The 14,157-nt window shown below is 51.5% G+C and carries 13 protein-coding genes; 9 read left to right on the forward strand and 4 right to left on the reverse strand.

Annotated elements, in window-relative coordinates:
• A partial coding sequence (locus GKC03_01040; protein NYT11120.1) for a zinc ribbon domain-containing protein occupies nt 1–158 on the reverse strand: 158 nt, incomplete at its 3' end.
• 83 nt (nt 159–241) lie between these two features.
• A complete protein-coding gene (locus GKC03_01045; GenBank protein NYT11121.1) occupies nt 242–1,033 on the reverse strand; it encodes a glycosyltransferase in 792 nt (263 codons plus the stop codon).
• A 243-nt stretch (nt 1,034–1,276) separates the two neighbouring features.
• Between GKC03_01045 and GKC03_01050 the strand changes: the two genes are divergently transcribed.
• The 4 genes from GKC03_01050 to GKC03_01065 are packed head-to-tail and all read left to right on the forward strand — an operon-like array spanning nt 1,277 to nt 4,909.
• The gene (locus tag GKC03_01050; GenBank protein NYT11122.1) at nt 1,277–1,735 is read left to right on the forward strand and encodes an N-acetyltransferase; all 459 of its coding nucleotides are present in this window, start codon (nt 1,277–1,279) and stop codon (nt 1,733–1,735) included.
• Complete coding sequence (locus GKC03_01055; protein NYT11123.1) at nt 1,732–2,832, forward strand: DegT/DnrJ/EryC1/StrS family aminotransferase; 1,101 nt, start codon at nt 1,732–1,734, stop codon at nt 2,830–2,832. Before GKC03_01050 ends, GKC03_01055 begins: the two co-directional genes overlap by 4 nt.
• Nucleotides 2,829–3,782, forward strand: coding sequence for a Gfo/Idh/MocA family oxidoreductase (locus GKC03_01060; GenBank protein ID NYT11124.1), 954 nt, complete (start codon nt 2,829–2,831; stop codon nt 3,780–3,782). Before GKC03_01055 ends, GKC03_01060 begins: the two co-directional genes overlap by 4 nt.
• A gap of 11 nt (nt 3,783–3,793) precedes the next feature.
• Nucleotides 3,794–4,909 carry a glycosyltransferase family 4 protein gene (locus GKC03_01065; GenBank protein NYT11125.1) on the forward strand — a complete coding sequence of 372 codons (1,116 nt, stop codon included), beginning with the start codon at nt 3,794–3,796 and terminating at the stop codon, nt 4,907–4,909.
• On the opposite strand, the gene GKC03_01070 is transcribed toward GKC03_01065, so the two are convergent.
• Nucleotides 4,910–6,391: a flippase gene (locus GKC03_01070; protein ID NYT11126.1), complete on the reverse strand. Its 1,482-nt coding sequence runs from the start codon at nt 6,389–6,391 to the stop codon at nt 4,910–4,912. It abuts the gene before it with no gap.
• A gap of 305 nt (nt 6,392–6,696) precedes the next feature.
• On the opposite strand from GKC03_01070, the gene smc reads away from it, so the two are divergent.
• The 3 genes from smc to GKC03_01085 are packed head-to-tail and all read left to right on the forward strand — an operon-like array spanning nt 6,697 to nt 11,697.
• Nucleotides 6,697–10,290, forward strand: coding sequence for a chromosome segregation protein SMC (gene smc / locus GKC03_01075; protein NYT11127.1), 3,594 nt, complete (start codon nt 6,697–6,699; stop codon nt 10,288–10,290).
• Complete coding sequence (locus tag GKC03_01080) at nt 10,287–11,198, forward strand: hypothetical protein (GenBank protein ID NYT11128.1); 912 nt, start codon at nt 10,287–10,289, stop codon at nt 11,196–11,198. Before smc ends, GKC03_01080 begins: the two co-directional genes overlap by 4 nt.
• Before the next feature lies 1 nt (nt 11,199).
• Nucleotides 11,200–11,697: an SMC-Scp complex subunit ScpB gene (locus GKC03_01085; GenBank protein ID NYT11129.1), complete on the forward strand. Its 498-nt coding sequence runs from the start codon at nt 11,200–11,202 to the stop codon at nt 11,695–11,697.
• Here the strand turns inward: GKC03_01085 and GKC03_01090 are convergent, their stop codons facing one another.
• The gene (locus GKC03_01090) at nt 11,698–12,714 is read right to left on the reverse strand and encodes a TIGR00341 family protein (protein ID NYT11130.1); all 1,017 of its coding nucleotides are present in this window, start codon (nt 12,712–12,714) and stop codon (nt 11,698–11,700) included.
• Between the two features lie 160 nt (nt 12,715–12,874).
• On the opposite strand from GKC03_01090, the gene GKC03_01095 reads away from it, so the two are divergent.
• Both GKC03_01095 and GKC03_01100 read left to right on the forward strand, forming a co-directional pair.
• Nucleotides 12,875–13,090 carry an RNA-binding protein gene (locus GKC03_01095; GenBank protein ID NYT11131.1) on the forward strand — a complete coding sequence of 72 codons (216 nt, stop codon included), beginning with the start codon at nt 12,875–12,877 and terminating at the stop codon, nt 13,088–13,090.
• 50 nt (nt 13,091–13,140) lie between these two features.
• Nucleotides 13,141–14,103: an NDP-sugar synthase gene (locus GKC03_01100; GenBank protein ID NYT11132.1), complete on the forward strand. Its 963-nt coding sequence runs from the start codon at nt 13,141–13,143 to the stop codon at nt 14,101–14,103.
• The last annotated feature ends 54 nt before the right edge of the window (nt 14,104–14,157 follow it).

A 14,157-nucleotide genomic window follows, 5' to 3' on the forward strand; every position in this document is an offset into this window, starting at 1 on the left:
TCGTATCCTGAATAGTCTCTTTGGATCGGCTGGGAGTAGTCTGGCTGCGATGCCGTGTAGTCGGTCTGTGCTTGCTGCTGCGACAGGTTGGATCCGCAAGTGGGACAGTAATTCTCACCAACGCCAACATTCTTGCCGCAGTTTGGACAATATGGCAAGTTCGTTCCTCCCTTTGGAGTTACATCTCACTTTCCATATTAAAATGTGTCATATGATTACCAGAAGGTGAATTTGTACTGAATTACCTAGGATAGGGCCCCTTGTTGCCAAAGAACTTGAAAGCCACATATCCAGCCATCGCGCAGAACAACCTTAAAAGGGCCCAGGCGTTCATCTTCTGCCTGAACATTTTAAGAGGATCGTATGAACCCCAAAGTCGACCGTGCTTCAAAGTCAGCTGTTTCCTCCCGACACCATTCCAGAAAGCCTGCTTGAAGAATCCGTAGACCGTACCCCTGGCCCGATGATAGATGATCGAGTTTGGGTTGTAGATGAGCGAGTATCCAGCATCCACTGACCTGAAGTTGAGGTCGATATCCTCCGCCGTTATGAACCATGGATCGAAGAAGCCAACCTCCTCCAGCACATCCCTGCGGAAAGCCATGTTGCAGCTTGGAAATGAAATATCGAACCCCTTGTGGAAGAGTTCAACTCTTTCAAGGTCCTCCCATGCACTCAAACCTATGTTGATGACCTTGCCTGCAGCCATGTCCGCCCCTTCCATTATCGTCCTTCTGATCTCCTTGATCCAGAAAGGGTTGGCGATGCAGTCTCCACCCACGAAGGCAATGATATCTCCTTGAGCCATTGAGATGCCGAAGTTGGTGCTCTCACCTCTCGTTCCCGGTTTGATATACAACTTGATGAAATCGTGTTTATCCGCATACTCTTGGACGATCTCTCTGGTGCGGTCCTTGCTCTTGGCGTCGACCACCACCACCTCCAGAGGCTGTTCTTGGACGATCAGGCTGTCGAGGAGGTCCGCAATGTTGCGCTCCTCGTTCATGACATTGAGCACTACACTGACCTTCATGTTGACTTGCCCTCATGGTCTGGGCCGCTTATCTCAGTTTCGGAATAGGATTTCCCTTCGGAATAGATACTTACGATATTCCTAAATAGTAACATGAATAGGCTCGTCAAAGCTCCGGATGTAAATGAAGGGAACACATCTGCCATTCATTTTCTCCACGGGCAGATATTAACAATGGATTTCGAGACCTTTGGCCATGAAGGACAACTTATTAAGTTAGGGAAATCATTCAATGGCACTGACATGAAGCTCATGGGCAAGTTCTACCAGATCGAGGACTGCAAGATCGGCGAGGGGACCGTTGTTTGGGATTTCGTCAACCTCTTTGGATGCACGATAGGGAAGGGATGTAGGATTGGATCCTACGCAGAGATCGGAAGAGGCGTCATCATAGGCGATCGTTGCAAGGTGGAGCCGTATGCTTTCATTCCCCCTGGTGTCATCATAGAGGACGAAGTATTCATCGGCCCTCATGTCTGCTTCACCAACGATTACTACCCAAGGGCGGTTGGGGATTGGGAAATTGTGCCAACCACCGTCGAGAAGGGGGCGTCAATAGGAGCGAACAGCACCATACTATGCGGGATCACGGTCGGAGAAGGGGCCATGGTCGCAGCGGGTTCAGTCGTAACTAAGAATGTCCCTCCAAGGACATTGGTTGCCGGAAATCCAGCGGTTGAGAAGGGGATGGTCAGAAAATGAGAATAGGCCTTTGCAAACCGGTCGTCACGGAGGAGATGATAGAAGCCGCAACCGACGCTCTGAGGAACGAGAGATTCGTTCTGGGTGAGAGCGTTTTCAAGTTCGAGGAGGCTTTTGCCGACTACGTAGGAACGGAGCACGCCGTCTCCGTCTCGTCAGGAACCGCAGCCCTTACTCTCACGTTGATCGCTATGGGCATCAAAGGGAATGAGATACTCACTACCCCATTGTCTTTTGTGGCCACCGCCACCAGCATCGTGCATGCCGGTGGGACGCCCCGTTTTACAGACGTCCAGGAGGACGATTTCCTCATTGACCCCACGGACATTGTTACCAGGTTGACTGAACGGACAAAGGGCGTGGTACCAGTTCACCTCTTCGGGCACCCTTGTGAAATGGATGCAATATTGGAGATTGCCTCTGAAAGGGGATTGGCGGTCGTCGAGGACGCTGCTCAGGCGCACGGGGCCAAATACAAGAACAGGAGGACGGGGTCTCTGGGCGACGCCGGATGCTTCTCCTTCTACTCCACCAAGAACATGACAGTGGGTGGCGATGGAGGTATGGTTACCACAGATGATGAACGACTGGCCGAGGACATTCGGAAGTTGAGGCACTGTGGCAGGGTCTCCCAATATATTCATGATGTATTCGGTTTCACCTCGAGGCTGAATAGCGCTAATGCCGCCTTTGGGTTAGTTCAATTGAAGTACTTGGACGAATGGAATGAGCGGAGGAGGGCGATAGCATCACGCTATACTGAACGCCTCCGGTATTTGGAGGGAATAACGACTCCACCCATGCCTTCCAGGTATCGCACACCTGTTTTTCATTTGTATGCGATCCGAGCAGAGAACAGGGACGGGTTGGCCAATCACCTGAACACCCAGGGGATTGAGTGTGGTATCCATTATCCAGTTCCAATTCACCTGCAACCCGTTTACAGGGAGGTGTACGGTTACAAGGAAGGGGAATTTCCTGTGAGCGAGTCGTTGACCGGTAGGCTACTCTCTCTGCCAATGTTTCCGGAGATGACCGACGAAGAGGTCGACTACGTCTGCGAGTGCATAGAAGATTATTACGGAGGGCTTGAATGAGGAACATCAATGTTGCTGTTCTAGGTACGGGCTACTGGGGAAGGAAAATAGTTGATGAGTACTGCAATATACCGAGTGTTAAGCTCAAGGCCGTTGCCGACATCTCGGATGAGAATCTGGAATTCTGCCGGGACAGGTACGGGGTTGAGAACCTCTACAAGGATTATCGGGAAGTCATAGAGGACGACTCCATCACTGCTGTGAATGTATGCCTCCCCAACAACCTTCATTATAAAGTGTGCCGGGAGGCCCTTGAATCAGGGAAGCATGTCCTGGTCGAAAAGCCGATGACTCTTACATCTGAAGAGGGTTGGGAGTTGGTCAACCTGGCTCAGGAAGACAACCTCACTCTGTCCGTAGGGCATATATATCGTTTCAACAACGCCATGTTGGAGATCAAGCGACTGATCGATCAGAAATTCTTCGGAAGGGTGTTTCTCATGAACTTCGAGTGGAAGAATTTGGAGAGGCCTTTCCAGGACAGGGACGTCATAGTGGACCTAGCACCTCATTACTTCGATATTATGAACTTCCTCCTGGGGGACTGGCCCTCTAGGATCACATGTATCGGACGTCCCTATCGTAGGGGCGAGCTGGAGGAAGCGGCCTACATCATATCCGAGCTCAAATCGGGCACCTTGGCACACGCTGACATCAACTGGCTTTCACCCAAGAAGGTAAGGCAGATCGAGATTGTTGGAGAGAACCGATCTGTCATCATCGACGCTGTCGCCCAGGAAGCCACGGTGCACGAGAGCGGTTACACATATCGTTTGGGCATTGAACGCAACAACACAATAAGGACAGAATTGGTACACTTCCTTCAGTCGATCGGCGATCCGCTCACCGAGACCAGGAACAGCGGCATCATCGGTGTCAAGACAGTGGAGATGATCGAGCAGGCGAAGCGTTCCCTTGTCGAGGGAAAGACCGCAACCCTTCCCTATTAGGAGGTGATCCGGTGGGGCGCAGGATTCTCATGCTCCTTGCCGATGAGTACCGTCCCGATCCGAGAGTTCGAAAGGAGGCTCTTGCGCTGGTCGAGGATGGTATCAATGTTACCATTCTCTCATGGGACAGGGGACACCACCATGAATCAAGATCGGAAAAAGAGGGCTTGAAGATCGAGTGCGTCCGTACTGGAAAGGTGTACGGGCTATTGAAGCTGGGTTTGAATTATCCACGTTTCTTCCTCAAAGCCTTTGGAATCAGCCGCAGAATGGACTTCGATTCAGTGCATGCCCATGACCTCGATACCCTTCTTCTTGGGGTGGCAATAACCCGTCTGAAAGGCGTACCATTGGTCTACGACGCCCATGAGCACTACGCTGCCATGGTCGCAGGTGATGTTCCCCCATTCTTTGCTAGAGTTTTCGACCGTTTGGAGGCTTGGGCACTACGATATGTTGATCTACTGGTGACGGCGAACAGTAAAATCGAGGAATATCTTCTTCCTCATCTCCGTTCTCCAAGAGTGAATTCCGTGGTAGTGATGAACTGCATCGATTATGTGGACCAAACTCCAACCCACAGGGATCATGATGGTATCATTGTATTTTACAGCGGCTCGCTTGAGTCAACAAGGTACGTCGAAGATATCGCTCTTGCCACCCTTGATATTGAAGATTGCACATTCAAGGTTGCTGGAGACGGTCCACTTCGCCAGAGGATCGAGCAACTATCGAAGACCCAGGATCGCATTATATTTATGGGGTATGTTCCGCATCAGGAGCTTCTCGAATCGATGATCGACATCGACCTCGTTGCTTGTTTGATGGACCCTTCGAACGAGAACAATAAGATTGGGACACCGAACAAGCTGTTCGAGTCGATGGTCCTCGGAGTTCCAGTCCTGGTGTCTGAGGGAACACTCAGTGCTGAGATCGCATTGGAGGAGGGGTGTGGAATCGCGATCAATTGGAGCGAAGGTGATTTCAAGGAAGCAGTTGAAACGATAAGAGATTCCCGGATGAGAAGGGAGATGGGTGACAATGGTCGAAGGGCGGCCAGGGAAAAGTACAATTGGGGCATCATGAAGAAGAGGCTGGTGGATGCCTACCGTTCCCTTTCCCCATGATCACTTTCTCTTCATCTCGGAGACGATGTAGTCTTTCATTTCCTTGGGATTGACCACGTTCAAGAAATAGTCAATATCCTCGCGTTTGAGCTCACCGAACAGCGCGAGTAAGCCACCGAATATAGCCAGTGTCACTGCCATGTATCCGAAAAGGTCCCACCACCGCTCCATCGGCCATATCATGGAGAGGCCTACAAGCGCCAGTCCGGTAATGGCTGCTGCCGGTATCATGAGGAGTAGTCGTGGATTCATGGTGGTCTTGGTCAACTTCCACACGATGAACCTGGTCGTAACAAGAAGTGTGGCGAAGGAGAACACCCTGGCCAGCGCCGCCCCTTCACCAGCAAGTCCCGGGAGCTCAAACCCGATGAGGCTTGGAGGAACCAACAGAAGGAGGAAGGCGATGTTGACCGAGAGGCTTACAGCCCATAACTTTGCACTCAGATCTGGCCTATTCACAGCGTTAATCTGGGAGAAATATATCTCATTCAGAAGGATTATGAGAGTAGAGACTGAGAGTAGTCTTAGAATGTCTCCCGCGATCTTGAATTCCTCTCCGCCAAGGATGATCATGCAGACTTCCGGTCCAAAGACCCATATAAGCGTCACGGCCGGGAAAGCTATCATGGAGATGTAACGTTCTGCCTTCCTTGTTTTGTCCCGTACTTCATCCAGATTCCCCTCAGAATGCATCTTGGAGAAAGCCGGGAATGTGAGTGTTGATACTGCCAGACCTATCATTAGCAAGAGCTCAAGGATGCGAGATGCACCTGTGTAATATCCAACATCAGTACTTGACCAAAAGAATCCTATGGTGACCTTATCGATGTTACCCATCAACGCGCTCATGATAGATATGGTGGCGATGGGGATCGCGAATACCATGTAGCTCTTGAAGAGTACGGGTTTCCGAATTCTAAGGTGCTTCTGAGACAGTATGAACAGCCCGGTAATGGCCATTGCCAGTCCACCCAAGACATATGCGTACGATAGCGTCAGGTCGTCCAGCCTGTTCAATGAGATGAAAATAACGAGGGGAACCCTGATCAGGGGATCCATTAAGAGGGTGATCTGGGTCTTGGCTGACTCTAGCTTGGCGTCAAATGTGTATGTTGCTAGATGGGCTACATCATAGAATACATGGTAAAGAATGAACATGAAAATTATGTTCATGGAAGAGTCTGTCAGCTTGAAACCCAGCAGCTCAGTCCAAACGAATAGGCTAGAGAGGACTATCACCACCATTGTGCAGGTAAGCAACAGCTTGACGATCAGATAGGTGCTTACGCAATCTGAAGGGTCCTTTCCTTCAGAGAGTCTTTTCAGGTGGGCCGCATTGAAACCAAGATCGGCGATGCAATTGAAGGTCGCCACAAGGGCCAAGGACCAAGAGATGGTGCCGTAAGTATCAGCACCCAAGTATCGGAAGATGAACATTAGTCCTATGAATCCCAATCCGGCCGATACGGCCCTTGAGGTCATTATAAGAACAGACCTTCTTCCGATCAAGGTATCAATGGTCGATATCCAGAAGTGTATTTAATTCTGTTCAAAGGAGGAATGTCCGACAAATGCTCTCGAATTCCCTCAGATTGTAAGGGCTGGCCTTAAGGGATTTGATTTCTGTTATCGAGATGGGATTTGAGTGTATGGATAAGCCAAATATTATATACCCAGTATCCTATATAATCTACCGTCCGACAGTCGTCGGACCAATGATGGGATGCGAGTAAGGGCCTTGCAGAGATCGAGGACTCGATTTTCGCTTCCCCCTTAGGGGGAGGAACATGCACCTCAAGCAGATCGAACTTGAGAACTTCAAGTCCTTTGGGCAGAAGCTTACTATTCCCCTGCTCGAGGGATACACGGCCGTCACTGGGCCTAACGGGTCGGGAAAGTCGAACATATCAGATGCCATACTGTTCGTCCTGGGACCAAAGAGCTCAAGGGCTATTCGGGCGGGCAAACTAACCGACCTGATATTCAATGGTGGAAAGTCCAAGAAACCTTCGACCTTCACCAAGGTATCACTGTTGTTTGACAACCAGGACCGAATGATCCCATTGAACAGTGACATTGTGAAGCTGACACGTTTGGTAAAGCTGTCTCAGGTTGGAGAGGGCTACAATTCATATTTCTACGTGAACGGACGCAAGTCCACACTCACCGAGTTCGACTCCCTCCTGTCGAACTCGAGGATCTCTGCTGATGGTTACAACCTCGTGCAGCAGGGTGACGTGACAAACATTGTGGAGATGACAGATCTCGAGAGAAGGCGGATACTGGACGATATCTCGGGGATCTCTCATTTCGACAATGATATCGCCAAGGCCGAGGAGCAGAGGAGGGAAGCCGAGCAGAACATAGAGCGTATCTCAATAATACTCACAGAGCTGGAGCGGCAGATTGATCAATTGGAGAAGGACAGGCAGACCGCCACCAAGTACCTCGCAATTCAGGATAGACTCACCCTCTCTAGAGCTCAAATGGCCCATAAGAGGAAGGAGTCTACTGTCATCGAGATACAGTCCATCGGTTCTCAGATCGAGGACCATGATCGTGAGATTGAGGGCCTCAAAGCCCGACGTCAGGAGATCATTACAAAGACCCTGGAGATCGACGGTCTCATGAGCGATGTGGAGAGGGAGATCGACGAGAGGGGCGGTGAAGAGTTCCGCGAATTGAAGGAAAGGATCGATCAGGTCAGGATCGATCTGGCCCGCACAAAGGACGCGATGGAGCGTGCCCTTGATGATGTCCAAGAGATTAAGGACCAGCAGGAAGAGAGGAAGGAGGAGTTCGAGGCATTAGACCAGGAAATAGGTTCCTTGGAGAATGAGTTTGGAGAGATCATTTCCAGCATAGATCATGATTCTAAGGTTCTGCAGAAAGGACGTGATGAGGTCGCAGATCTCGAGGGAAGTATGAGAGAGTGCGATTCGGAATTGGACAGTCTGGAGAAAGAGGTAGTTGACCTAGATGGAGTTGTCCGCTCCAGTGAGGAGGAACTTCATGCCAAGAGGCTGGAGAAGGACAGATCCGCGGATCGCATGGAGAGGCTCAGGGCAGAGGTCGCGAACATTGAGGAGGAGATAAAGAACCTCGAATTCGAGGTCAGCGACATCGACTGGAACCTGAAGGAGATCCGGACAGAGGACAAGGATTCATCAAAGAAGCTAAAGAAGGCGGAGGAGGATTTCCACACCAAGAAGCGTTTGGAGGAGAAGCTTGGCCGCGAGGCCGAGGATCTCGAACGGGCGATACACCGATTGACCCGTGAATACAATCATTTAAAGGCAGAGGCGGAGGCCGCTGAGAGTGTGGCCCGTGGTTACACCCGGGCAGTGAGCGCAATACTGGAAGCGAGGGATAGGGGCCAGATCAAAGGGATCCATGGTACCATAGCAGAACTGGCCAAGGTTGACGATAAGTACGAGACGGCCCTCAACATAGCCGCGGGGGCGAGGATGCAATCTATTGTAGTAGACGACGACGAGGTCGCATCCAACGCAATCCAGTTCCTGAAGAAGGGCAACCTGGGAAGGGCCACATTCCTTCCATTGAGCAAGATGAGGGAGTACCGACCGAAAGGAAGGTCCCTGATGATAGTCAAGGAGACCTTGGGTTTCGCCATCGACCTCATCGACTTCGATGAGAGCTACCGGTCCGCGTTCAGCTACGTCTTCGGGGAAACCTTGGTTGTCGAAACGCTCGCAAAGGCAAGGAAGCTGATGGGCGGTGTCCGGTTGGTCACATTGGAAGGGGAGCTGATCGAATCCTCCGGAGCTATGGTCGGAGGAACCATTCAGAGTTCAAAGCTCAAGTTCGGAGTCTCATCCAGGGGTAAATTAGAGGAGATCGGCAGGGAGCTTCAGGCCACCACCACACATTCCGAGCAGGTCGCTTCTGAGCTAAGGCAGGTTCGAGCTGATCTGATCGAAATCGAGCGTATGATCCGCGAGATCAATGGTTCGTTCGATCTCAAGGGGGACAGGGTCAAAGCCCTTGAGACGAAGAAGCAGTCCATTCTTGTGAGGCTTAAGGAAACCAGGTCCCAGCGAGCTGAGAGGATCGAGGAGAAGGAGAACCTTGAGGGCCAATTAAAATCCCTTATCGAGGAAATCGAGACATTGGTATTGGAGCTTGACAAGCTGAAGGGAGAGCGAGAGGAAAAGCGGAAGAATATCCTGGAACTTGCCCCCAAAGACCTGTCCCAAAGACTGAAGGATCTGCACTCTCACATCAATCAGATTACATCCAATCTTTCCGAGCTGAAAGGCAGGAAGGAGGGTCTTGAGACCAAGATCCGCCTTCTCAGGGAGAGGAGGGAAGAACTCGCTTCATTGGACAAAGAGCAATGCGAGAAGATATCCTCGCTCGAGACCGAAGCCATCGCATCGGGAGAGATGCTCAACGGACTCAACGCTGAGTTGAAAGCCCTGCGCAAGATCGAGGAGTCAATGGGCGAGGAGATGGAATCGCTCAGGCGCAGGAAGGAGGATCTGTTCAAGGAGAAGACCCGGCTGGAGGCAGAGAGGGATACCATTGATAGTAAGATCGAGACCTCCTCTGATTTCTCCATAGGCCTCAGAACCAAGTTGACAATAGCTGATGAGAAGCTGAAGGAGATAGAGGACGAGATCAAGCAGTACAATGTGGAGGTCGAGCTTCCGCTTCCCACCCTTGAGCGCTTGAAGGAGACCATCAGGGAATGCGAAACATCGCTGGCAGGGATCGGACCTGTGAATCTCAGATCCATCGACGATTACGAAGAGAAGAAGAAGCGACACGAGAACCTCAATCTTGAGGTTGAACGTCTGGAGACCCAAAGAACCGATCTCCTGGGATTGATGAAGGATCTCAATGAGAAGAAGAAGGGATCGTTCCTCCAGGTATTCGAATCGGTGGGAGAGAACTTCAGGCGAGTCTACGCAGAGCTTTCCGGTGGAGGTGAGGCAGAGCTCGCTTTGGCGAATCCCAAGGAACCCTTTGAAGAAGGGCTCATCATCCGTGCCAGGCCTAGGACCGGGAAGACACTGAGGCTGCAGGCGCTAAGCGGAGGGGAGAAGAGCCTTACCGCCCTTTCATTCATATTCGCCATTCAGGAGTACCAACCCTCGCCATTCTACCTCCTTGATGAGGTGGACATGTTCCTGGATGCGGTCAACGCGGATATGGTCGCAAGGCGCATACAGAATGCCTCAAGGAGCGCCCAGTTCGTGCAGATCACCCTTCGAAAGGTGACCATGGACAAGGCTGATCATATCCTGGGTGTCACCATGCAGGAGGCCGGTATCAGCAAGGTGATAATGCGCCCCAACATGAACGAGGAGATCTTCACTGAACCAAAGAACGAGGTGGCAACGGAGGGAACGACATGATCTCCCGCGACAGGCTTGAGAGGGTTCTGGATCATCTGATGTTCCACAAGGCGATCATCTACGAGGAGGACCGAGCCCGCAAGATCGACCAGTACTTGGATGTTCTGAACAAGTCAGAGGAGAACGATTACTTCTCCTCCGCTGACGATACTGACCGCTCCTTCGAGGTGGTTTTTGAACTAGTGATATGCAATGACCTCGATCCCTGGGACATAGATCTCATGGAGTTCGCCCGCCTCTATGCGCGGCGGATCGAGAACAAGGAGGTCGACTTCATAGTTGCGGGTAAGTTGCTGCTGCTGGCCTGGACGATCCTTAGGAGGCAGAGCGAGGAAGTCCTCAACTTTCAGGAAAGGGTGGATCAGGACGAGCTCTTCTGTGTCGAGTGGGACACGGATTCCCTGGATCTGTTCATCGAGCACCAGGAACCCAACTACTTCGATGATTTCGATCCGGAAAGCGTGGAACTCTGCGAGGTGATTCGCCACAAGGAGCGGAGGCCGGTCATGCTCGTCGAACTTCTGGATGCCTTCGAGGAGGCACGTAAAGAGGCAAAGATCAAGCTCGAGCGCGCCTTAATGAGAGCTCAGGTCCAGGAGGAGATATTCGATGAGAATGCTCATCAGGAAGAGCTTGAGAAAGACGTCGAGGAGGTGTGGGAACGCATCCTCCGCTGCGGAAGTGGTCCTATAAGCATTGACGACATCAGCAATGGCGTCAAGGAGGATCTGATCATGGTTCTGGTGTCTCTTCTGTTCCTGACCAGGATGGGCAAGATTTCAATATGGCAGGAGGACCTGCCCCACGGGAAGATATTCTTTGAGGTGAAGATGCCATGGGACATCGGCACTCTGGAGGATGTCTCCGAGGCAAAGGTCGAAGTGGTCGATGACAAGGCGGTGATATGATTTGGACCCCATCAGAATCGTTGAGGCCGTGCTTTTCTCCACGTCCCGACCCTTGAGGGTGGCAGACATTGCTAGGGAAACGGGTTTGCCACAGACCACCATTAGGAAGGCGATCAAGGATCTCGCTTCCGAATATGATGAAAGGGGGTCGGCAATCGAGATCGCAAAGATAGGTCCCTCTTTCTCCATGCAGCTCAGGGACGACATGGCAGTTGCGGCGACACCATTCGCCGAGAAAGAGGTCCCTGAGGAGGCGCTGAAGACCGCCGCTATGATAGGATATCATCAACCAATCCTGCAGAGCGATCTTACCAGGATGTTGGGAAGCGGTGTGTACGATCATGTGCGAGCTCTTCGTTCATTGGGTCTGATAAAAGCGAGAAAGGTAGGACATACCCTGGAACTGACTACCACCAAGCGATTCTCTGAATACTTCGGCATCTCGAACACTGACCGAGAGGGGATCAAAGAGTGGTTTGAGTCAAAGATAAAGGAATGATCATATTGCTCCCTGCGAGAACAGGATGGCCAGAATCAACAACAACAGCAGGGCTGTCCACAGCATTATTGAATTCCTAATCGATTTCTTGGCCTTCTCGGCTTCCCACCATTTTCGGGGGGTTATCCCCTTCGCCAAGAAGACCATCACTCCCGAGAGGTTGATACAGATGAGGTTGATCAGGAAGAGTATGCCCGCTCCTGCCGCCAGATCCCAGTAGCCTCCGGCAAGTAGTAGTCCAAATGTCACCAGTGGAGGAACCAGGGCTACCGCAACCATCACGCCCACCAATGCAGTGGCAACCCCCACAGTTATAGAAAGTACCCCAGCAGTTCCCGAGGCAAGGGCGAGCAGCACATCGGGTAAACCCGCAGACGTCCTCGATGCGATCTCGAATGTCGTTGGGTCCACCTTGAAGATCAGCCCCATGATCACGGCGAACAGCACCGCCATCGATATGCCGATCAAGTTGGCTTTCTGGGATTTGAAGGCCAGTTCCCTGTCGCCCAAGGTGGTGGCCATTGAGAAGGCGACGTTCGGACCGAGCATGGGGGCTATAACCATTGCGCCTATTATCACCGCCACGTTGTTGGTGTAGAGTCCTATGGCCGCTACCACGGCGGAGATCACAATCAGGCTGAGAAAGGTGGTGTTGATATCCGTCATATCGGTTATGTCGTTGTAGAGTTCTTCGCGGCTGATCCTGAGCGGCACCCTCTTCTTCACGGGTTCCTTACCTTCCCCCCCTTCCTTTGTCTCCTCTGGTTCTTTGGGTCGAGGAAGGGAGGCCTCCACCGGAAGCAGGATCACCCTAAAACCCTCTGCCCACGCAAGCTGACTCTCCAGGTCGTCCAGGATCGGCTCGGCATCCTCAGCCTTCACCAGTATGATGAAGATGGTCCTTTCATCGGGAAGGCTTTCCTCCCACATGTCGAGTTTCTCATGTTCTTTCATGATGTCAGGAATCCTGTGACCCCTGCCCTTTGGAACGATTACCTCGATCAATCTCTGAGCCATTCCCTTTCTCCTTAGATCGAATGAATTGACAAAGAAATATTTAATTCCCAGATAATAGACCTTCCTACTCTGCGGTATAATGGATGAATAGTCGCTCTCTTCCATTCATTGATAAGGAAAGGTTTAAATGCGGTACCCACAATCTCAGGGAAGTGATATCATGGTGATGCCACTGGCGTTACTCGAGAAATCGTTGGATAAGAAGATATCTCTCCTCCTGAAGGACAACAGGATATTAGAGGGCAAGCTGATTGGATATGATGACTACATGAACATGGTCCTTGAGGACACTGAGGAGAGGACTTCTGAGCAGACGCGCCGACTCGGCATCGTAGTTCTCAGGGGAAACAATGTGGTGAGCATTTCACCGATGTGAAGCTCCATATCTAGGATCCCCGATCCATTTCAGTTTTTCCGGTGTAGGAGATGAAGGCTGCAATACTAGCGGGTGGGTTCGGAACAAGGTTGCGTCCTCTCACTCTTCATACGCCCAAGCCTTTGATCCCCTTGTTGGGAAAACCACTTGTCATGCATATAATCGATGCCCTGCCCAGTCAGGTTAACCAGGTGGTTCTGGCAGTCAACTACATGAGGGAGCATATCGAGGAATACTTCCAGACCCACGATGTGGGAAGAGAGGTCATCTTGGTGGAGGAGAAGGAACCTCTGGGTACCGGCGGTGCGATCAAGAACCTGAGCACCTACCTGGATGAGAGGTTCATCGCCTTCAACGGAGACATCGTATCCTCCGTCGACCTTGACAGCCTGGTCAGCTATCACGAGAGGTGCGGGGGAATTGGAACGCTCTCCCTATGGAGGGTGGATGATCCCACCGCCTTTGGAGTGGTTGCCCTGGAAGGAGATGGGAGGATCACCCAGTTCCAGGAGAAACCGTCCCCGGAGGAGGCTTGTTCTGACCTGATCAACGCCGGTGTATACATCTTCGAACCCGAGATCCTGGATAGGATAGGTGAGGGAAAGGTCTCCATCGAGAGAGAGGTGTTCCCAAAAATACTCGATGAAGGGCTGTACGGATTCAAATTCCACGGTTATTGGGTCGACTGTGGCACGGGTGAGAACTTCCTGCTAGCACAGCGCATCCTGCTCGAACTAAACGGGGATAGCACTTGGGACTGCGAGATCAATGGCGGGGTGGAGATTGTCCAGCCCAATCATATGACTGGAACCGTGATGTCAAATTGCAGGATCGGGCCCTTCGTCTACTCTGAGGAAGGAGTGAGCGTTGGAAGAGGGAGTGAGGTGAGGTCAAGCATCCTGCTTCAAGGCACCAAGGTTGGCCAAGATGCCCTCGTCGTCAACTCCATACTTGGTCCTGGTACCCAAGTCGAAGATGGCATGAGGGTCGTGGACACTATTCTAATGAAGTGAGCCCCGATAGTATCATCCTTTTAGCAACAGGAATGCAGAAAATCGGAACCGTTT

This window comes from Methanomassiliicoccales archaeon, from assembly GCA_013415695.1.
Lineage (GTDB): Archaea > Thermoplasmatota > Thermoplasmata > Methanomassiliicoccales > JAAEEP01 > JAAEEP01.